The sequence below is a fragment of the Altererythrobacter aquiaggeris genome (genome assembly GCF_037154015.1).
GTDB lineage: Bacteria > Pseudomonadota > Alphaproteobacteria > Sphingomonadales > Sphingomonadaceae > Aestuarierythrobacter > Aestuarierythrobacter aquiaggeris.
Genome location: NZ_JBANRL010000001.1, coordinates 789716 through 807758, shown reverse-complemented (window position 1 = coordinate 807758; position 18043 = coordinate 789716). Strand labels below are relative to the sequence as shown.

18 protein-coding genes are annotated in these 18043 nt (G+C 58.7%); 8 read left to right on the top strand and 10 right to left on the bottom strand.

The features are described 5' to 3' along the window. The first annotated feature begins 42 nt into the window (after positions 1-42). From sseA to WFP06_RS03825, 8 genes are all read left to right on the top strand, one after another. A complete protein-coding gene (sseA, locus tag WFP06_RS03860) occupies positions 43-885 on the top strand; it encodes a 3-mercaptopyruvate sulfurtransferase (protein WP_336985927.1) in 843 nt (280 codons plus the stop codon). Then, positions 882-2090, top strand: coding sequence for a cystathionine beta-lyase (gene metC / locus WFP06_RS03855; protein ID WP_336985926.1), 1209 nt, complete (start codon positions 882-884; stop codon positions 2088-2090). The genes sseA and metC overlap by 4 nt, the downstream gene beginning before the upstream one ends. Continuing rightward, on the top strand, positions 2087-3208 hold the full coding sequence (locus tag WFP06_RS03850; protein WP_336985925.1) for a mechanosensitive ion channel family protein: 1122 nt from the start codon (positions 2087-2089) through the stop codon (positions 3206-3208). The genes metC and WFP06_RS03850 overlap by 4 nt, the downstream gene beginning before the upstream one ends. Before the next feature lie 91 nt (positions 3209-3299). Continuing rightward, positions 3300-4079 (top strand): uroporphyrinogen-III C-methyltransferase, encoded by a 780-nt coding sequence (gene cobA / locus WFP06_RS03845; RefSeq protein WP_336985924.1) that lies wholly within the window; start codon positions 3300-3302, stop codon positions 4077-4079. Then, on the top strand, positions 4076-4375 hold the full coding sequence (locus WFP06_RS03840; protein ID WP_336985923.1) for a DUF2849 domain-containing protein: 300 nt from the start codon (positions 4076-4078) through the stop codon (positions 4373-4375). The genes cobA and WFP06_RS03840 overlap by 4 nt, the downstream gene beginning before the upstream one ends. Next, complete coding sequence (locus WFP06_RS03835) at positions 4375-6009, top strand: nitrite/sulfite reductase (RefSeq protein ID WP_336985922.1); 1635 nt, start codon at positions 4375-4377, stop codon at positions 6007-6009. Before WFP06_RS03840 ends, WFP06_RS03835 begins: the two co-directional genes overlap by 1 nt. Continuing rightward, on the top strand, positions 6002-6442 hold the full coding sequence (locus WFP06_RS03830) for a DUF934 domain-containing protein (RefSeq protein WP_336985921.1): 441 nt from the start codon (positions 6002-6004) through the stop codon (positions 6440-6442). Before WFP06_RS03835 ends, WFP06_RS03830 begins: the two co-directional genes overlap by 8 nt. Then, a complete protein-coding gene (locus WFP06_RS03825) occupies positions 6435-7223 on the top strand; it encodes a phosphoadenylyl-sulfate reductase (RefSeq protein ID WP_336985920.1) in 789 nt (262 codons plus the stop codon). Before WFP06_RS03830 ends, WFP06_RS03825 begins: the two co-directional genes overlap by 8 nt. 54 nt (positions 7224-7277) lie before the next feature. Here WFP06_RS03825 and WFP06_RS03820 read toward each other — a convergent pair whose 3' ends face one another. The 10 genes from WFP06_RS03820 to ftsZ all read right to left on the bottom strand — a co-directional run bounded on the left by WFP06_RS03820 (position 7278) and on the right by ftsZ (position 18020). Next, a complete protein-coding gene (locus WFP06_RS03820) occupies positions 7278-7688 on the bottom strand; it encodes a hypothetical protein (protein ID WP_336985919.1) in 411 nt (136 codons plus the stop codon). Positions 7689-7782: 94 nt separating this feature from the next. Next, positions 7783-8691: an NAD-dependent epimerase/dehydratase family protein gene (locus WFP06_RS03815; RefSeq protein WP_336985918.1), complete on the bottom strand. Its 909-nt coding sequence runs from the start codon at positions 8689-8691 to the stop codon at positions 7783-7785. After that, a complete protein-coding gene (gene proB / locus WFP06_RS03810) occupies positions 8688-9821 on the bottom strand; it encodes a glutamate 5-kinase (RefSeq protein WP_336985917.1) in 1134 nt (377 codons plus the stop codon). The genes WFP06_RS03815 and proB overlap by 4 nt, the downstream gene beginning before the upstream one ends. Positions 9822-9884: 63 nt before the next feature. Beyond that, complete coding sequence (obgE, locus tag WFP06_RS03805; RefSeq protein WP_336985916.1) at positions 9885-10940, bottom strand: GTPase ObgE; 1056 nt, start codon at positions 10938-10940, stop codon at positions 9885-9887. A gap of 69 nt (positions 10941-11009) precedes the next feature. Continuing rightward, positions 11010-11930: a hypothetical protein gene (locus WFP06_RS03800; protein WP_336985915.1), complete on the bottom strand. Its 921-nt coding sequence runs from the start codon at positions 11928-11930 to the stop codon at positions 11010-11012. A 338-nt stretch (positions 11931-12268) separates the two neighbouring features. Beyond that, entirely contained in the window at positions 12269-13018 is a 750-nt protein-coding gene (locus WFP06_RS03795) for a Bax inhibitor-1/YccA family protein (RefSeq protein ID WP_336985914.1), read from the bottom strand. 111 nt (positions 13019-13129) lie between these two features. Next, positions 13130-13945, bottom strand: coding sequence for a pyrroline-5-carboxylate reductase family protein (locus WFP06_RS03790; RefSeq protein ID WP_336985913.1), 816 nt, complete (start codon positions 13943-13945; stop codon positions 13130-13132). A 54-nt stretch (positions 13946-13999) separates the two neighbouring features. After that, positions 14000-14506 (bottom strand): type III secretion system chaperone family protein, encoded by a 507-nt coding sequence (locus WFP06_RS03785; protein WP_336985912.1) that lies wholly within the window; start codon positions 14504-14506, stop codon positions 14000-14002. 136 nt (positions 14507-14642) lie between these two features. After that, positions 14643-16145: a tetratricopeptide repeat protein gene (locus tag WFP06_RS03780; RefSeq protein ID WP_336985911.1), complete on the bottom strand. Its 1503-nt coding sequence runs from the start codon at positions 16143-16145 to the stop codon at positions 14643-14645. Between the two features lie 162 nt (positions 16146-16307). Continuing rightward, positions 16308-18020 carry a cell division protein FtsZ gene (gene ftsZ, locus WFP06_RS03775; protein WP_336985910.1) on the bottom strand — a complete coding sequence of 571 codons (1713 nt, stop codon included), beginning with the start codon at positions 18018-18020 and terminating at the stop codon, positions 16308-16310. Between the last annotated feature and the right edge of the window lie 23 nt (positions 18021-18043).

The window sequence follows — 18043 nt, the reverse complement described above, 5'->3', positions numbered from 1 at the left end:
GATGGCGGTTAACCCTGCCCCGTTGCGATAGAGGGATTGTCTATGGAGCGGTTAGTTACAACCGAATGGCTTGCTGACGAGACCGGGTCGAGTGACCTGCGGATCATCGATGCATCGATGCATATGGATAGCGCAGGCCGCGACGCGAAATCCGAATATGAAGCCGCCCATATCCCCGGCGCCGTATTCATGGACATCGCCTCGCTGAGAAATTCCGACGCCGATTTTGGACACGCCTTGCCAAGGCCCGAACAGTTCGCAAGCCGGATGCAGGGCCTGGGCCTGGGCGATGGCAGCCGGATCGTGATTTATGACGATAGCGATATCAAAACATCCGCGCGGGCATGGGTCATGTTCAAAACCTTTGGCGCCCATCATGTGGCAATTCTGGACGGCGGACTGGCAAAATGGAGAGCCGAAAAGCGGCCCTTGCAAGGAGGGGTGGAGCGCCTTCGCCACCGCCATTACACCGCATGGGAGGACACGCAGAATATCCGCTCCAAATCGCAAATACTGGCCAATTTGACGAGCGCCGTCGAACAGGTCGTCGATGCGCGGGGAGAAATGCGGTTTACCGGCGAAATGGACGAACCACGTGCCGGTATGTCAGCAGGACACATTCCGGGTGCGCGCAATGTGCCGTTTACAGCGCTATTCAACCCCGATGGCACATTTAAGGACGAGGCTGATCTGCGGCTGGTTTTCGAGCAGGCTGGCGTCGATCTGGGCCGGCCTGTCATCACATCATGCGGCAGCGGGGTAACAGCGTCGGTTGTGCTGTTTGCGCTGGCATTGCTGGGTAAACAGGATCTCGCGCTGTATGACGGTAGCTGGGCCGAGTGGGGTGCCGATCCCGAAACACCCAAGGCCACGGGCCCCGCGTGAGTGACAAAAGCGGCAACCTGAAACCGGCCACCCGTCTGGTTGGCGCTGGTAGAAAACCTGAATGGACGGGCGCTGTTGTCAATCCGCCTGTGTGGCGCGCGAGCACCCACCTTTACGAAAATTGCGCGGCCCTGAAGGATGGCACAAAGGGCAACGCCGATGGCCGGTTTTTTTACGGACGCAGAGGCGCGCCGACGCAGTGGGCGCTGGCCGATGCTTTGACCCAGCTTGAACCCGGCGCTTTCGGTACGGTTTTATATCCAAGCGGGGTGGCAGCAATTTCCGGCGCTTTGCTGAGCGTTCTGACACCTGGCGATGTATTGCTGATGACGGACAACGCCTACGAACCCAGTCGCAATATGGCGGCGGGTTTATTCAAACGTCTCGGCGTCGAAACCCGGTTTTTTGATCCGCTCGATCTGGAAGGTTTTCATGCGCAATTTTGCGAGAGAACCAGGGCTGTTCTGCTAGAGAGCCCGGGATCTCTGACTATGGAGGTTTGCGATACGCCGTCAATCGCCGCGATTGCGCGTGAATATGGCGCTGTCAGCATGATCGATAACACTTGGGCTACGCCGCTCGGCTTCCCGGCTCTGGAGCATGGATGCGACATGACGATCATGGCGCTGACCAAACACATCGGCGGTCATTCCGATCTGATGATGGGAAGTGTTTCGGCAGGCAAGCGGTATCATGGTTTGCTTCGGCAAACTGCGCAAACCCTGGGCCATGTGGTATCACCCGACGACGCGGCGCTCGCGCTGCGCGGGCTGCGGACATTGGATGTGCGGCTAAAGAAACAAACCAGCTCGGCGCTGGAAATCGCCCGCTGGCTGAAATTCCATCCAAGCGTATCAGAGGTGTATTGCCCCATGCTTGTTGGATCGCCGGGACATGAACTTTGGGCAAGAGATTTTTCGGGCGGGTGCGGCCTGTTCAGTTTTGCACTGGGTTCAGGCGGCGCGGCAGCGCGTGCAAGGCTGATCGATGCGCTACAGCTGTTTGGTATCGGTTACAGCTGGGGAGGCTTCGAAAGTCTGGCATTACCGGTCGATCCGGAGCGAACCCGTTCCGCAACTGACTGGCCCCCTGCAAATTCAGACATCGCACCGGGCCAACTTGTACGTTTGTCAATCGGGCTGGAGGACGCTGGCGATTTAATTAGCGACTTGGGGCGGGCTTTTGATGCTATGGATCCGGTATGAGTACATCAGCAGCGACGCCTTCTGCCTCTCCGGCGCCACAAGAAACTTCTGCAGGGGATACTTTGCAAGCGGGCGATACCGTAACACTTCAACCGGTTGAAGGTGATGCACCGGCGGTGCAGCCAGCACCTGCGCCGGTAGAAACCGAAGCAGTGAAAAGCGCAGATTCGATCAAGGACGCCGTTTCCGAAAAGAGCGAAACCGCAGCCGGTCTGATCGAGACGCTCGACGGTCTGGCGATCAACTTCGGTTCTACCCGTATTTCGGCGTGGGATTCTGTAGTGGTCGTTCTCGTGATTGCGGGCGTGATTGCAGGCGCCTGGTTACTCAGCAAATTTGCCCATTCGATCCTCAAACGTATCACCAAGTTCGATTCCACGCAGCAACTGCTTGCCGAAAAGCTTGTTACGATGGGCGTCTGGGCATTAGCGGTCATGATCGGGATCGATATGCTGGGCATTGATTTGACTGCGCTCGCCGTTTTTTCGGGTGCATTCGGTCTTGCTATCGGTTTCGGCTTACAGAAAACATTCGGTAACCTGATCGCCGGTATCATCTTGTTGATGGACCGTTCGATCAAGCCGGGTGATGTCATCGCGGTGTCGGACCAGGCCGGAAATTCGACCTTCGGACAAATCCGGAAGATCGGCATTCGTGCCGTATCCGTGACGACCAGAGACCAACGAGAATACCTGATTCCTAACGAAAACCTGATGGTCAATCAGGTGGAAAACTGGTCCTATTCCAGCAAAACCGTGCGTATGCAGGTTCCCGTCGGTGTGGCTTATGGCTGCGATATCAAGGTGGCCGAGAAACTGATGCTCGAAGCTGCCGGATCGGTCAGCCGTATTCTGAAAGTGCCTGCACCGAAGGTATGGCTTGACGCATATGGCGACAGTTCTGTGAACTTCATAATCCAGTGTTGGATCCGCGATCCGGAAGATGGTGTCGGTAATATCAAGTCCGCCGTCCTCAAAACCCTGTGGCAACTGTTCCAGGAAAATAAAATCGAGATCCCCTTCCCGCAGCGTGATCTCAATCTGCGCAGCAATGAACAGTTCGATCAGTTGATCGCGGCGGTTTCGCAGCGGGTAGATCAGAAAAAATCCGGCGGATAAATCGCATTTCAGCCCACGACTAAAGCTCTGCTAGGCCGCGGCCAAAGCATTCTGACTGGCAGACAAGCTATCGTCATTGCACTTACACGGTATGGCAAATGCAAACAAACCTGTCCTGTCTGGCGGAACGGTATATCTCGTGGGGGCGGGTCCGGGCGACCCGGATCTGCTCACCCTGCGCGCTGCACGGCTGCTTGAAAACGCGCGCCTTGTCGTCCACGACGGCTTGGTTGACCCCACTATCATCGCTCTGGCCCCACCGTCTGCCCGCCGTATTTCGGTGGCCAAGCAGCGCAGCAAACACACGCTCCCGCAGGACAAAATCAATGCTCTGCTCATCCGCGAAGCGCAGGCCGGGCGCGATGTTATCCGCCTGAAGGGCGGCGATCCTTTCATTTTCGGACGCGGCGGCGAAGAAATGGAGGCCTGCCATGCCGCCGGTGTTCACGTCGAAGTCGTGCCGGGCATAACCGCCGCCAACGGGGCCGCCGCTGCATCAGGGATCGCGCTGACCCACCGTGATAGCGCCAGCATCGTCAGCTTTGTTGCAGGCCAGTGTCAGGGCTTGTCCGATCAGGATTGGGCCGGGCTGGCCGGAAAGGGTCGCACGCTCGTCATTTATATGGGGGTGAAGACCGCGCCGCAGATTGCAGAAAAACTGATGGGAGACGGGCTGACGCCTGATATGCCGGTTGCAATTATCGAGAACGCCGCGCGGCCGAACATGCGTGTGCTGCGCGGTCCGCTGGCCGGGCTACCTGACATTGTCAAAAAGTACGGCGTTTTCAGCCCCGCGCTAATCGTTATCGGCGAAGTGACCGCGCGGTCGAATGCGTCTGTTGCCCGGGCCGCTCTGGAGGCTGCAGCATGAAAATAATAACAGGAAATGATCTGGAAAGCGGGGCAGTCACGTGGTGGGATGGTTCTGGCTGGTCGCTCCATGTTGAAGATGCAGCAGATGCCGGCGACGATGCAGACACCATTCTTACTCGTGAAGAAGCCGCACGCCGCATCAACGCACCGTATGTAATAGACGGTGAGGCTGGGCCTGACGGCCACCCCCGTCCGGCCCATATAAAGGACCGTATCCGCGGTCTTGGCCCGACTGTCCGCCTCGACCTTACTCTAAAGCCGGGCGACGCTGATGCAGCCCGCGAGGTAATCTGATGTATCAATATGATAAATACGACCAGCAAATGGTCGATACGCGCGTTGCGGAATTTCGCGACCAGGTCGAACGCAGATTGTCCGGCAAGCTCACGGAAGACCAGTTCAAACCGCTCCGGCTGATGAATGGCCTCTATCTCCAACTGCACGCATATATGATGCGCGTCGCCATTCCGTATGGCACGCTCAGCGGGGCGCAGTTGCATGCGCTGGCTGACATTGCCGATAAATATGACCGCGGTTACGGCCACTTCACCACTCGCCAGAATATTCAGTACAACTGGATCAAACTGGCGGAAGCGCCGGACTTGCTGGAGGACCTCGCAAAGGCGGAGATGCACGCGATCCAGACCAGCGGCAACTGCATCCGCAATATCAGTTCGGACCACTTTGCAGGTGCCGCCTCCGACGAAGTTACCGATCCCCGGCCTTATGCCGAATTGCTGCGCCAATGGTCGAGCTTCCATCCCGAATTCAGCTATCTTCCGCGCAAATTCAAATTTGCGGTCATCGCAAGTAACGAAGATCGCGCGGCTATGCGGCTGCATGATATCGGCATTCGGATCGTGAAAAACGATGCGGGCGAACTGGGTGCGGCTTTCTATGTCGGCGGCGGCATGGGCCGAACCCCGATGATAGCCCCGCTGGTGCGCGACTTTGTGTCGCTTGATCAATTCGTGACTTACGCCGAGGCCTGCCTGAGGGTGTATAATCGCTATGGCCGGCGGGATAACAAATACAAGGCGCGGATAAAAATCCTGGTCCATGAACTTGGCGCTCAGGAATATACCCGTCAGGTCGAAAAAGAGTTCGACCGTCTGCTGCAGCAGAATATCGAACCACCGATTGCGGAGCTGGAGCGGATCAGGGGGTTTTTCACCGATCCGGCCTTTGAAACGGGAACTGGCAGCGCGATTGACCGCAGTGATCCCGATTTTGCGCGCTGGGTCGATACAAATACGAAGCCGCATAAGCAGCCCGGATATGTCAGCGCTGTTATCAGTCTGAAGCCGGTCGGCGGAATTCCGGGTGATGCGACCACGGCACAGATGCATTTGATGGGCGATCTGGCGGCGCGTTACAGCTTTGACGAAGCGCGCGTGACACATACCCAGAACATCGTTTTTCCGCATGTCCAGATTGCGGAATTATACGCTCTGTGGGCCGAGTTGGCTGTCGCCGGGCTTGGCACGGCAAACCTTGACCGGATTGGCGACATTATCGCCTGTCCCGGCCTTGACTATTGCAGCCTGGCGAATGCCCGTTCGATCCCGATTGCACAGCAAATCTCCCAGCGGTTTGCGGATTCCGGCAAAGGCGAAACGCTGGGCGAACTAAAGTTGAAAATTTCCGGCTGCATCAACGCCTGCGGGCATCACCATGCCGGCCATATCGGTATTCTGGGCGTCGACCGGAAAGGGGTTGAAAATTACCAGTTGCTGCTTGGCGGAAGCGAGGCCGAAGACACCTCGCTGGCTAAAATTACCGGACCGGGTTTCGACGAGGCTGGAATCGTCGATGCCGTAGAAATTGCCGCCGATGTCTATCTGGCCCGCCGCGAAAGCGAGGAGCGTTTTATCGATACCTACCGACGCATCGGGATGGCGCCGTTCAAGGAGGCGCTTTATGGTTAAGCTGTTGAGACTGCGCGATGATACCCCGCACGAAGAGGCTGCAGTTACTGTAGAGGCCTTCATCGGCCAGACGAACGCGGGTGCAGTGCGGATCGAGCCGGGCGATGACAGCCGCGATCTGATCCCGCATCTCGGGCGAGTTCGCCTGGTCGAAATCAGCTTCCCCACATTTGGTGACGGACGCGGATATTCTGCCGCGCGCATCCTGCGGGAGGCCGGCTATAGCGGTGAGATACGCGCTGCTGGTGATGTTCTGGTGGACCAGATCGCCTTCATGCGGCGTTGCGGCTTTGACAGCTTTGCGCCTGACGCGCCATTGGACGAGGCCGATACCCAAACCGCACTGGCCCGGTGGGACGAGGTCTATCAGCCGGCGGAGGACAGCCGTCAGCCTATCTGGGCAAAAAGGCATTATGGCGTTCCGGATGAATGATATGTCGCGCATCCCCGACCGGATCGGCTCTGCGCCGCGCTATTCGGCACAGGACGCCGTTCGTCTGAATGACTGGTTTGACGGTGCCTCGACCGCCGAACTTTTGCGTGACGTCCTGACCCAAGGCCAGATCGGCGAGATTGCGACCGTTTCGAGCTTTGGAGCGGAAAGCGCCGTTTTACTGCATCTTGTGTCCCGGATCGCTCCGGACACGCCGGTGCTGTTTCTCGACACCGGGAAACACTTTGCCGAAACCCTTACCTACCGCGACACGCTCATTGCGGCGCTCGGCCTGACCGATCTGCGGATATTGACGCCAGACCCCCAAACGGTGGGCGGGCGTGATTTCAACGGGCTGCGGTGGTCGTTTGATCCTGACGGATGTTGCGAAATTCGCAAGGTTGCCCCGCTGGGCAATGCGCTCGCGGGTTTCGACGCGTCATTGACCGGGCGCAAGGCCTTCCAGTCCGATGGCCGCGCTGCGCTGCCCCGCTTCGAAGTTGATACCAGTGATGGACATGGCCGGCTCAAGATCAATCCTCTGATCGATTGGGTCAAGCACGATATCGCTGCCTTTTTTGACAAGCACGATCTGCCGCGGCACCCGTTGGTTTCGGAAGGTTATCCCTCGATCGGCTGTTCGCCATGCACCAGCAAGGTTGCTGCAGGCGAAGACCCCCGCGCTGGCCGGTGGAAGGGTTGGGACAAATCCGAATGCGGTATTCACACCCCGCTTGGCGATGACGGCGATTTGCCGCCCGGCTACGAACCGTTTCTGTAAGGCGGACCATTGGGCGCCGCAGACTGGAATCCGCAGCGCCCGCTCGGTTACAGGTTAAGCCTCGACGCGCTCGACGGTCGAGACTTCGCCACCGTCGGGATCCACCGATGTCCAGACACCGTTTTCATCGATTGATTCGGTATAACACTTCTGGACAGCCCCCGCTTCGTCATCCGTTGAACAGAACAATTCGGGCGATTTTTGCTCCCAGGTGCCGGTCGTGGGTTCCTCGCCTTCCGAAGTGCCGGTCCACGTCCCGTCGGCGCGAATCTCCTCCATTATTACCGTGCCATCAGCGCGTGTGATCTTGTATGTCCCGGTGCTTGGACCGCCATCCGCAGCGGTCGTCGCGGTCGGTGCGGCCGGTTCAGCCGTTGCAACAGGGGTATCGGCTTCGGTGGTCGTTTCGGCGGGAGAGCAGGCTGCAAGCGCAGCTACCGCCGAGATGAGGAGAAATTTCTTCATGCCAGATCCTTCGTGATTACTTGAGATGCCATAGTGGCGAATCGCGACCCCGCAGCGAAACTAGGGCGCAATCTTTGTAATTGCAAAGAAGTGTCTAGAGCCACCCTGCCTTGCGGTACCATTGGGCAGTGGACTTGAGGCCTGCGCGGGTTGCGATGGCGGGACGCCAGATTCCGCTCGGCACAGCATTCAGCTTGCTGACCGTCCAGTCAGGATGCATCAGATAGCCAACCCGGTCGGCTGTCAATTTGGCACCGCTTTGACGTATCAGGCCGTCCAGTCTGGCAGCAAATTTCAGCACGCGCCGGGGCAAATGCGGAACGAAAGGGCGCCGTCCAACGGCCCAACCGATTGCCTTGGCCAATTCACGGTGGCTCCACCCGTTTTCGCGTCCGTCGTCCGGTTCAAATATCATCCGGGTCGCGTCTTCATTGGGATCGACCAAGGCCGCAAGCAGCGCCGCCAGATCGTCCACATGGATTAACGATGCACGGCCTTCGGGCGGCATGGGTACGACACCGAATTTTGCAGCCTTGAACATGTCCAGCATCTCGCTATCGCGCGGTCCGTACACTGCCGGCGGGCGCACGATTGACCAATCCAGCCCGCTGGCCATCACCAGCTTTTCTGCACGTTTTTTGGATGCCCCATAGGCGGACAAATGCGGTTCGCGTGCAGCGAGCGACGACACAAACACGAACCGTGAAACCCCCGCCTCGAGCGCCGCCTCGACGACGTTCAGCGTGCCTTTGACATTGCTTTCCTCAAACTCTGCCGGATCGACCGCCCGCACCTGTCCGGCGATATGGATGACCGCCTGCGCACCCTTTGCAAGGCGCTGCAGCGCGGTCTTGTCGCGCAGATCACCAGCAATCCAGTCAACCCCGTCACTTCCCACCGGCACTTTGCGGGCAAGCGAGCGCAGTGCGAAACCCCGATCCTTTGCCAGATCGATCAAAGACTGTCCGACAAAGCCGGTACCACCGGTAATTGCAATGGTCATACAAGCACCAGATGGTCGCGGTGAATGACTGCCGAGCGCGGAGAATAACCGAGCAAGTCTGCTTGATCGGAGGTCTTTCGGCCCAGTATCTGGCGACATTCAGCGGAGGAATATTCGACCAGACCCTTGGCAATTTGCCCCAATTCGTCGCGGACGGCCACGACATCGCCGCGTTCGAATATTCCCTCCGCAGCAATTATGCCTGTTGCCAGCAAACTGGCTCCGTCCCGTAATGCGGCAACACACCCTGCATCCACGGTCAATGTGCCGGCCAATTGCAGACGGCCGCCGAGCCAGCTGCGCCTGGCGGCTTCGCTGCGTAGCGGCAGGAACAGACTACCCCTGCAATTTGCAAGCGCGTGTGAAAGCGGTCTGTCATGGGTGCCGTTGATGATCGCCAGCGCAATTCCTGCGCGTTGCGCGATGTCGGCCGCTTCGAGCTTTGAAGCCATACCGCCTGTGCCGACGCCAGATTTCGAAGTGCGCCCGGCCCCCGCCCGAAGATCGGGGCTGATCTTTGTTATGACCGGTACCAAAGTCGCCTTCCCGTCAGCCGGATCACGGTCGAACAGGCCATCGACATCCGAAAGCAATATTACCGCGCTTGCCCCCGCCGCCTGGGCTACGCGCGCAGCCAGGCGGTCATTATCGCCAAAGCGGATCTCTTCCGTGGCGACACTGTCATTCTCGTTTACCACGGGGACTGCACCCGCCGATAGCAGCCGGCCCAGCGTTGCCGCAGCGTTCAAGTAACGCCGGCGGTCTTCGAGATCGTCCAGCGTCACCAGCAATTGGGCGGCGTTAAAACCTTCCTTGCCCAGCGCATCCGACCACAGGCTCGCCAATGCAATCTGGCCGACGGCGGCGGCCGCCTGCGCGTCGGGCAAACTTGCCCGCCCGCGCTTCTTCATGCCGAGACGCGCAGCGCCAAGCGCGATTGCCCCGGAACTGACGACGATGACGTTCTGGCCGCGGCTTCGAGCCGCAGCGATGTCGCGGGCCAGCGATGCAAGCCATGCGCGCCGTGGTTCGCCGTCCTGCCCGACGAGGATCGCTGATCCAACCTTCAGCACCATTAGCGGACATGCGGATGCGTCCGATAAATCGGCAAGGCTATCGATCGGGGTCATGGGTGCAGGTTAGCGGCGGTGTTCATTCTTTGGAACCGCCTCGTTGCAATCCGGAAAACCGGCTTAAATCGGTGACCACTCACCGGCATTTTCTTCGACTTCGATCTCGCCCTGCGGATGTTCGGTCGAAGTCCGATCGGGCAGGTAGCCAAGCACGGCGTCGAGCAATTGGCCGATACCTTGCCCGGTCGCGCCCGAAATTGCGAAAACTTCGTCGGCACCTGCATTGAGCAATTCCTTGGCAAAGGCTTCTGCCAATTCATCATCGGCCAGATCGATCTTGTTCAAAACCACCAGCCGCGGCTTGTCTTCGAGACCCTGACCATACGCAGCCAGTTCGTCCTCGACAATTTTCATAGCTGCGGCCGGATCTTCACCGGATATGTCGACCAGATGGATCAAAACCCGGCACCGTTCGATATGACCGAGAAAACGATCGCCGATACCGGCCCCTTCCGCTGCGCCCTCTATCAGCCCCGGAATGTCGGCAATAACAAACTCACGCTGTTTATGACGGACAACGCCGAGCTTGGGGATCAGCGTGGTAAAGGCGTAGTCCCCCACTTTCGCCTGCGCATTGCTGACCGCGTTGATGAAAGTCGATTTTCCGGCGTTGGGAAGCCCAACAAGTCCGACGTCGGCCAACAGTTTTAGCCGCAACCAAACCCACAATTCTTCACCGGGCGTTCCCGGCTGATGCTGGCGCGGTGCGCGATTTGTGCTCGACTTGTACGACGCGTTTCCTCGCCCGCCCATCCCGCCTTCAAGCAATGTGACGCGCTGGCCGATTTCGGTGAAATCGGCGATGATCGTTTCCTTGTCTTCATCAAGCACCTGGGTGCCGACCGGCACCTTGATAACAAGGTCGCTGGCACCTGCTCCGGTGCGGTCTTTACCCATACCGTGCATTCCGCGCGGCGCCTTGAAATGCTGGGTATAACGGAAGTCGATCAGCGTATTCAGACCGGCCACGGCTTCAAAAATGATATCCCCGCCGTCACCGCCATTACCCCCGTCAGGCCCGCCATATTCGACGTATTTCTCGCGCCGGAAGCTTACGCCCCCGGGGCCGCCACCGCCGGATTTAAGATATATCTTTGCCTGATCAAGAAAATGCATCCGCCGCACATAGGGATTGCGCGGCTGCGATACGAGTCTTTTGCGGCGCCTTTCGCGAACCCCGCGTGGTTATTCCGCCCCGTCGTTTTCCGGCAGCGGTTGAATAACCGGGCCGGAGACTGCGGGTGCGGGATTGGAAATCGAATCGACCGGTACCGGCCCATTGGCGTCCTGCTCGCTCTGTCCAGTCCGCATGCCAGCATCAGAAACGACCTGACCGGGCAATTGTTGTATGACAGGACCACTCACAGGCAAAATCTGTCCCGGAATTGCCTGAACGACCGGACCGCTGATGACCGAAGCCTGATCACCAGCATTCGGGTCATCGACCGGGATACCGGTCGAACTTCCATCCGTAGCCTCAACCACCGGAATACTGACCATATTTACCGGCGGGGAAGATGACGGCGCGCTTGTGGTCGGAGCGGAATACGGCGCAGACACATATGTCCGCCCGCCATCACCCACTGGCTGCACGCCGTAAGTCGGAACACCGTAGACAGGAGTTCCATACTGGGCGTCCCACGCCGCGACATCGACCTTATACAGTTCAAATGCCCTGTAAAAATCGTCAAATACGCTTTCGAGAAGCGGAAGATTACGGGCAGCGAATGGATGCAGATCACCCTTCGCAGTCAGAGCGGCTTCATTACTTACCTTCAAGGCCGCATCGCAAAATGCCGCCTGCGCGGGCGGCAAGGCGAAGTAATTATAGACCTGCGTCATATAACCGTCCTGTATATCCCTGTAGCCGGCACCATGCTGATCGCGAAATTCGCGGGTTACATCGCGGTTTGCCGCGGACAGCTGGGCCGAGTGTGTTTTCAGGAAAGTCGTGTAGTTTGGAAGAATTGCAGCATGTTCTGGGCGCAGGCAATTAAGCGCCGCGACATTGAGCGCGGACCGCGTATTCCAAGTAACCTGCATCGGGGTGAGGTTGGCGTTGACCGTCCGGCGGACACCATCAGGCCCGAGTACGGGAACATTCATGTTGGGTGACGCGCCGACCGGTGGCAGAGGCCTTGCCGGAATTACGACCGGTGGCGGCGGCGGTGGCGGTGGTGGAGGAGGGGGCGGAGGCGGCGGGGTCGCGCATGCGGCCAGAAAAGCGAGCGAACCAGCGACGGCAGCAGCCCGGATAGTGGTGACTTTGACAGGAAACATTGCGGATCGGTCCTCCTCAAGATGGAAGCACCTTGCGCGCTTCGACCTTTCCTCGAGATTAAGCCGCGTTCTTAAAGCCTAAAGCCGACAAAGAAAATGCCCGGAATGCATTTGGCACCCCGGGCACGATAGACCGATTCCTGTTTGCGGTTAACCGAACCTGATTATTCGCGGTTGCCCATGAAGCGTAGCAGAAACAGGAACATATTGATGAAATCGAGGTAGAGGCTGAGCGCGCCAAGAATGATTGCCTTGCCTGCAAACTCTGTCCCGCGGAGGTGTTGATATTCAGTCTTCAGCCGCTGTGTATCGTAAGCGGTCAATCCGGCAAAAATCAGCACTCCGATCGCGCTGATGGCCAGTGAAAGTCCGCTCGACTGGAGGAACATATTGAGGATCATCGCGATAAACAGGCCAACGACACCCATAATCAGGAAAGTGCCCATGCCGGACAAATCCTTCTTGGTGGTGTATCCATAAAGGCTAAGGCCCGCGAAAGCGCCCGCCGTCGCGAAGAAAGTCGCCGCGATAGATTCGCCGGTATAGACCAGAAAAATCGACGAGAGCGAAAGCCCCATCGCAATTGCGAAACCCCAAAACATTGCCTGCAGTGTCGGGGTGCTGAATTTGTTCCGTCCGAAGCTCATCGCGAAGACAAAGCCCAGCGGCGCGAGCATGATAACCCAGCTCATCAGACCGCCGCCGCCAAGAACGGTCGCAGCCATTCCTGAACGAGCAAACATCAAGGCAACCACGCCGGTCAACAAGATGCCCGACGCCATGTAGTTGTAAATCGACAGCATATGCTTGCGAAGCCCGGCGTCGAAAGTCGTGCCTTCGGCAACCTGACTATCTAGGCCCGGAGCCGAACCGAAGCCCGGACGGGTCCGCTGTGGATCGTTCCAATCAGCCATTTTATTCCCTAACTTACGTTGCCGGCCGCGCTAACGGGCCGGTTCCTGACCAATATCGGGCCTAACGAGTGGTTTTTCAAGTAAAACCGGAGAAAACCGGAAGGCCTTGCGTTAACCAATTTCTTTCGTGTCTTCAGCCATTTGCGCGCTACGGTCACGCGCAGCCTTCAAGACGTCAAAAGCAAGTTTCTGCATCCGGCCATCTGCGTCCATGACATCAAGACCCTTTTGCGTGACCCCGCCGGGGCTGGCGACGCTGCGTGCAAGCCCGGCTGGAGAATGTTCGGATCGGGCCGCAAGCGATGCCGCGCCGTCCACCATCGCCAGGGCCAGCCGGTCTGCCTGCTCGCGCGGTAGCCCCAATCCTGCAGCGCCGGCGGCCATCGCATCGATAAAGCGGTAGACAAACGCCGGGCCCGATCCGGCCAGCGCGGTAACCAGATCAAAGTCGCTTTCGGCAATCCATTCCGCAAAACCGAGCGGTGCCATCAACCTGTCGATCACGGTTCGCAGGCCAGATGGCATTCTTTCGGCTGGTCCAAGCGCGATTGGCGATTTGCCCAGCGCAGCGGCAAGGTTTGGCATCACACGCACGTTGGCCTTTGAATTTGGAAATGCGCTGTCCAAGACATCGCTTTCGACGCCAGCGAGCATCGACAGGATAATGGTGCCCTCATGGGCGCAGTGCGCCACGTCCGGTGCCAGGCCTGCCAGCTGATGCGGTTTGAAGCCGAGCAAAATGTAATCAAACGTTTCGCCTTCGGGCAAATTTCGCAAAATACGCAATCCATCATGGTTGTCAGCGCGCGAACGGTCCATAATTGTAATCTGGCCAGCAGGCATTCCGCCAGCCAGCCAGCCAGCCAGCATGGCGCCGCCCATATTGCCGCACCCTGCGATCAGCAGCGTCTCGTCAAATTTGTTCATAGCCGGAAGATAGGCTGGCTCGGGCGCACGCTCAAGTGCGGGAAAACGCCGCTGTCACGCTTCGCCGGCGGCATCGACCAGCGCACTATCCAACGCTTCGGCAGGTTGCTTGTCACCCCACATCACAAACTGGAAAGCCGGATAAAAGCGGTCACATTCCTCGATCGCCATTTCGACAATCGATTGCGCCTGGTCCACTCCCATCAGCCCGTCCTGCCCCAGCATCAGACCATGCCGGTAGAGCAACACGCTGCCACTCGACCAGATATCGAAATGACCAAGCCATAATTGTTCGTTCACCAATGCCAGCAGTTCGACCATCGGCGCGCGTTTACTGTCAGGAACGCGGACATCGGGGAGGCAGAGCAGTTGCAACACGTGATCTTCACGGCGCCAGATACAGCGCAGTTGGTAGGTCGCCCAGCTTCCTTGTATCTCGCCGGAAATTTCATCGTCGTTGATGAATTCGCATGGCCAGCCGCGGGCTTCGAACAAAGTCGCCAGCATATCCACGGGCGCTGCGTCGTCGTCTGTCTTGATCTGCCGTATGCCCGATCTCATCACCAAATTCCTGCCATTTGCCTGGACCTGCTGGATGGGCCTCTACCGGTATCGCAAGCAATGTTGCGGGTCGATACGGCGGGGCATAACCCAATTCGCCTGTTCAAACCCTGTGCAAAAGATTGCGCTTGTCCGCTTAAGGCAGCGGATCCACCTGCTCGCCTTCGGCACTCGTGAAGATGAAGGAGTCAATATCTTGGGCACCGAGCACGGTTACCATTGCCCGGGCCTCGCGAATTGAATCGAATGGCCCTGTTACAAGTCGGTTGGTCTGGTTCCAGCTGGCAATATACGCTTTGCGGCTTGCCAATTGCTCGGGCGCTTTGCGCGAAAATTTGCGCCAGTCAAACTTCAACGCATTGCGATCCTGCCCTGTGGCCACCTGCACCCAGATTCTGCTTGGGACGGCGGGCTTGTCGGGCACGCTCGGTTTGCGCTCCTCGACTTTCACTTCACGCGGCGGAGTGATCCGGGTGATATCTATCCCCCCGCTTGGTGCCGTTGCCGTGGCTGTTGGCAGTTTGAATCCCGCGAATGCTGCCTCGACACTGGCCGGCGTTTCGGCCTGAATTGGAGCTGGAACGAGCACTGCCTCGGCCGCGTCACCAGAGGCTTTAGGTAACGCAGTGGCCGGTGCAGCGGGCGATGCAGTTATATTGGCGGCCACTGAAACGCTTGGCCCCGGCACTTCGCTGACCACAACCGCCGGCAATTGACCTGCCGGAGCGCTGGTCTGCGAAGCGACTGCCGCTGCAAGTGCCGGACCCGCACCCGGAGGCGGCGGCGATGGACGCGCCGCAATTACAGTCCCGGTGCGCGTGGAAGTAACGGCAACACGTTCGCTCGAGCGCGGGCCAAGCGGCGCACCTTGGGGCGTAAGATCAGTATCAGTCATCTGCCGGCCAGGCAATTTGGGCAAGTCAGCTGGCGGCGAATATCCCGCAATCCGGGGATCATCCCTGCCAATTCTCGCGGTCATCGGAAAATTGCCGAAATGCGCGGCGGCTGCCTGCTGGGCCGGAGTGAGCTGCTTCATATACCGCAGATACGGAGTAATCCGCCGCGACAATGTGCGCGGCATGACTGCTTGGGCGATGTCGATCGCTTCCTCGTCATCGCCCAAAATTGCCAAGCCGAAGCTACGGGTGCGAAAGGCAGCAAGGTCCTGTGTCTGCAATTGTGGCAGCAAAGTCGCTTCAAAAGCTGCGCGGTCGCCCGCAATCGCCTGGCTGATTGCCAGCCTCCGCGAAATTGCACCGTCAGCCTGGGCAGCCAGCGCTTGCCTGTAATAGATCTGCGCCCGCCCGGTATCGCCGACCAGATCATAGGCCAGACCCCGATCCCCGGCGAGCGCGATGGACGACACCCCGGCTCTTTCGGCTTCATCGAACAACTGGAGTGCCTGAAGCGGGCTTTCACGGCGAACATACGCGCCGGCAAGCCCAATCTTCACGCGCGCATTACCGGGCGACAATTCATTGGCGCGCCCAAAAAAACCGATCGCCGCATCTGTATCGTCAAGTTTAAGCGCAGCGGTGCCCGCATCGACCAGAGCCGAGACGTCACTTGAATTTCGGGCCAAACGGCCGAGCGCGCGGTTCAGTTCATCGACACCCTCGGGCGGGAGCGGCTGCACCACCTCAATTGAAGTCTGTGCAACAGCAACTGCCGGGAGAGACGCAGCAACGATTGCCGCAAATGCAAACGACGCGACCCTCCGGCGAAAAACAGCCGTGTCAGTGATTATCATTCCAGACATTCTATACAGCTGCCGGAACCTGCCTGAACAGGCACCTAACGGCTATTGATTGTTCTGGCGCCCCAGAAAACGCGGGATGCTGAGCGCTGAACCGTCATCATCGTCATCGTCATCGTCGTCGTCACTGGACGAACCACGAGAAAGGTTGGCCATACGCTCGAACAAGGTGCTTCCGGCACCGCTTTCAGCTGCCACAGCCGCCTTCGGTGCTGGTACGGGAGCGCGAGCAGGTTCCGGATCTGCCGGCAAACCGGCGCCATCGGGCTCAAACTCATCGACCCCGCCGCCGGTTGCCTCGCCCTTGGCCACCAGACCGCGACGTCGCCCGCCGATCCCCGATTGAAAAGGTTCGTCGGCCTCTGCCAACCGGTCAGCATTCAGCAAAAGCTCGTCTGCGCCTTCGCCTGCAGGGGCACCATCATCGTCATCTTCCTCCCGGTTATCACCAGGTTCAAGCGGCGACAGGCCCAGACCCATGGCCGGTGCATCGTCATCGCCGCCATCAGTGTCCGGCGTATCCGCGCCGGATGAATAACCGCCTTCGACATCAAACTGGCTTTGCCCGTCATCTGCTGCAGGTTTTGGCAGGCCGGCACCTGTTTCAAGCTCATAAGACTGCGGCTCGGCCAAAACCGGCGCTGGGTCTGCGTCAGATGTTTCGGTAAGTTCGAAAGTATCATCTGAATTTTCGGCTTCACTATCGTCCGGCAATTCAAGCACCGGCCGCTTTGGTGCACGATTACCGCCTAGCGAGAATGCCTGCGTCGCGCTCCGATGTTGCGGCGCGGCTCCCCCGTCGATCCCGGTCGCCACAACCGACACGCGTATCCGCCCGTCAAGGTCGGGATTAAATGCAGAGCCCCAGATAATATTGGCGTCTTCATCGACCAGTTCGCGGATGTGGTTCGCCGCTTCGTCAACTTCCAGCAGCTTCATGTCTTCGCCGCCGATAATCGAGATGATGACACCCTTGGCGCCCTGCATCGAAACACCGTCGAGCAGCGGATTTGCAATGGCCCGTTCAGCTGCCTCAAGCGCGCGGTTTTCGCCTTCACCTTCGCCTGTGCCCATCATTGCCTTGCCCATTTCGCTCATGACAGAGCGCACATCGGCGAAATCGAGATTGATCAAGCCGGGCATGACCATCAGATCGGTAATCGAACGCACACCCTGCTGCAGAACCTCGTCAGCCAGTTCGAATGCCTGTTTGAAAGTGGTATCTGCCTTGGCCACCAGAAACAGATTCTGGTTGGGAATCACGATCAGAGTATCGACTTGTTCCTGAAGCTCGTCGATACCCGCTTCGGCCGCGCGCATCCGGCGTGTACCTTCAAACAGAAACGGCTTGGTCACCACGCCAACGGTCAGGACGCCCATGCGCCGGGCGACTTCGGCTATGACCGGCGCGGCACCAGTGCCCGTGCCGCCGCCCATGCCTGCGGCGATAAAGCACATATTGACGCCCTCAAGCGCCGCCTCAATCTCTTTCACCGTTTCTTCGGCAGCCGCCTTGCCCACTTCGGGGCGGGCGCCGGCACCCAAACCGCCGGTGATTTCAGGGCCAAGCTGGATGCGCTCTGCAGCCGAAGAAATGTTTAGCGCCTGTGCGTCCGTATTCGCCACGACGAAATCGACACCTTCGATACCCGCATCGATCATGTTGGCGATCGCATTTCCGCCAGCGCCACCGACGCCGACTACCATGATTTTCGGGCGGAGCTCTTCAGAGGCTGGCGGGCCGATATTGATACTCATTTTCTGTCCCTTTCTCGCCTTGC

Coding starts and splice junctions, on each gene's coding strand:
- sseA (WP_336985927.1), top strand. CDS start 43: ATGGAGCGGTTAGTTACAACCGAATGGCTTGCTGACGAGACCGGGTCG.
- WFP06_RS03850 (WP_336985925.1), top strand. CDS start 2,087: ATGAGTACATCAGCAGCGACGCCTTCTGCCTCTCCGGCGCCACAAGAA.
- cobA (WP_336985924.1), top strand. CDS start 3,300: ATGGCAAATGCAAACAAACCTGTCCTGTCTGGCGGAACGGTATATCTC.
- WFP06_RS03840 (WP_336985923.1), top strand. CDS start 4,076: ATGAAAATAATAACAGGAAATGATCTGGAAAGCGGGGCAGTCACGTGG.
- WFP06_RS03835 (WP_336985922.1), top strand. CDS start 4,375: ATGTATCAATATGATAAATACGACCAGCAAATGGTCGATACGCGCGTT.
- WFP06_RS03830 (WP_336985921.1), top strand. CDS start 6,002: ATGGTTAAGCTGTTGAGACTGCGCGATGATACCCCGCACGAAGAGGCT.
- WFP06_RS03825 (WP_336985920.1), top strand. CDS start 6,435: ATGAATGATATGTCGCGCATCCCCGACCGGATCGGCTCTGCGCCGCGC.
- WFP06_RS03820 (WP_336985919.1), bottom strand. CDS start 7,688: ATGAAGAAATTTCTCCTCATCTCGGCGGTAGCTGCGCTTGCAGCCTGC.
- WFP06_RS03815 (WP_336985918.1), bottom strand. CDS start 8,691: ATGACCATTGCAATTACCGGTGGTACCGGCTTTGTCGGACAGTCTTTG.
- proB (WP_336985917.1), bottom strand. CDS start 9,821: ATGACCCCGATCGATAGCCTTGCCGATTTATCGGACGCATCCGCATGT.
- obgE (WP_336985916.1), bottom strand. CDS start 10,940: ATGCATTTTCTTGATCAGGCAAAGATATATCTTAAATCCGGCGGTGGC.
- WFP06_RS03800 (WP_336985915.1), bottom strand. CDS start 11,930: ATGAATGTTCCCGTACTCGGGCCTGATGGTGTCCGCCGGACGGTCAAC.
- WFP06_RS03795 (WP_336985914.1), bottom strand. CDS start 13,018: ATGGCTGATTGGAACGATCCACAGCGGACCCGTCCGGGCTTCGGTTCG.
- WFP06_RS03790 (WP_336985913.1), bottom strand. CDS start 13,945: ATGAACAAATTTGACGAGACGCTGCTGATCGCAGGGTGCGGCAATATG.
- WFP06_RS03785 (WP_336985912.1), bottom strand. CDS start 14,506: ATGAGATCGGGCATACGGCAGATCAAGACAGACGACGACGCAGCGCCC.
- ftsZ (WP_336985910.1), bottom strand. CDS start 18,020: ATGAGTATCAATATCGGCCCGCCAGCCTCTGAAGAGCTCCGCCCGAAA.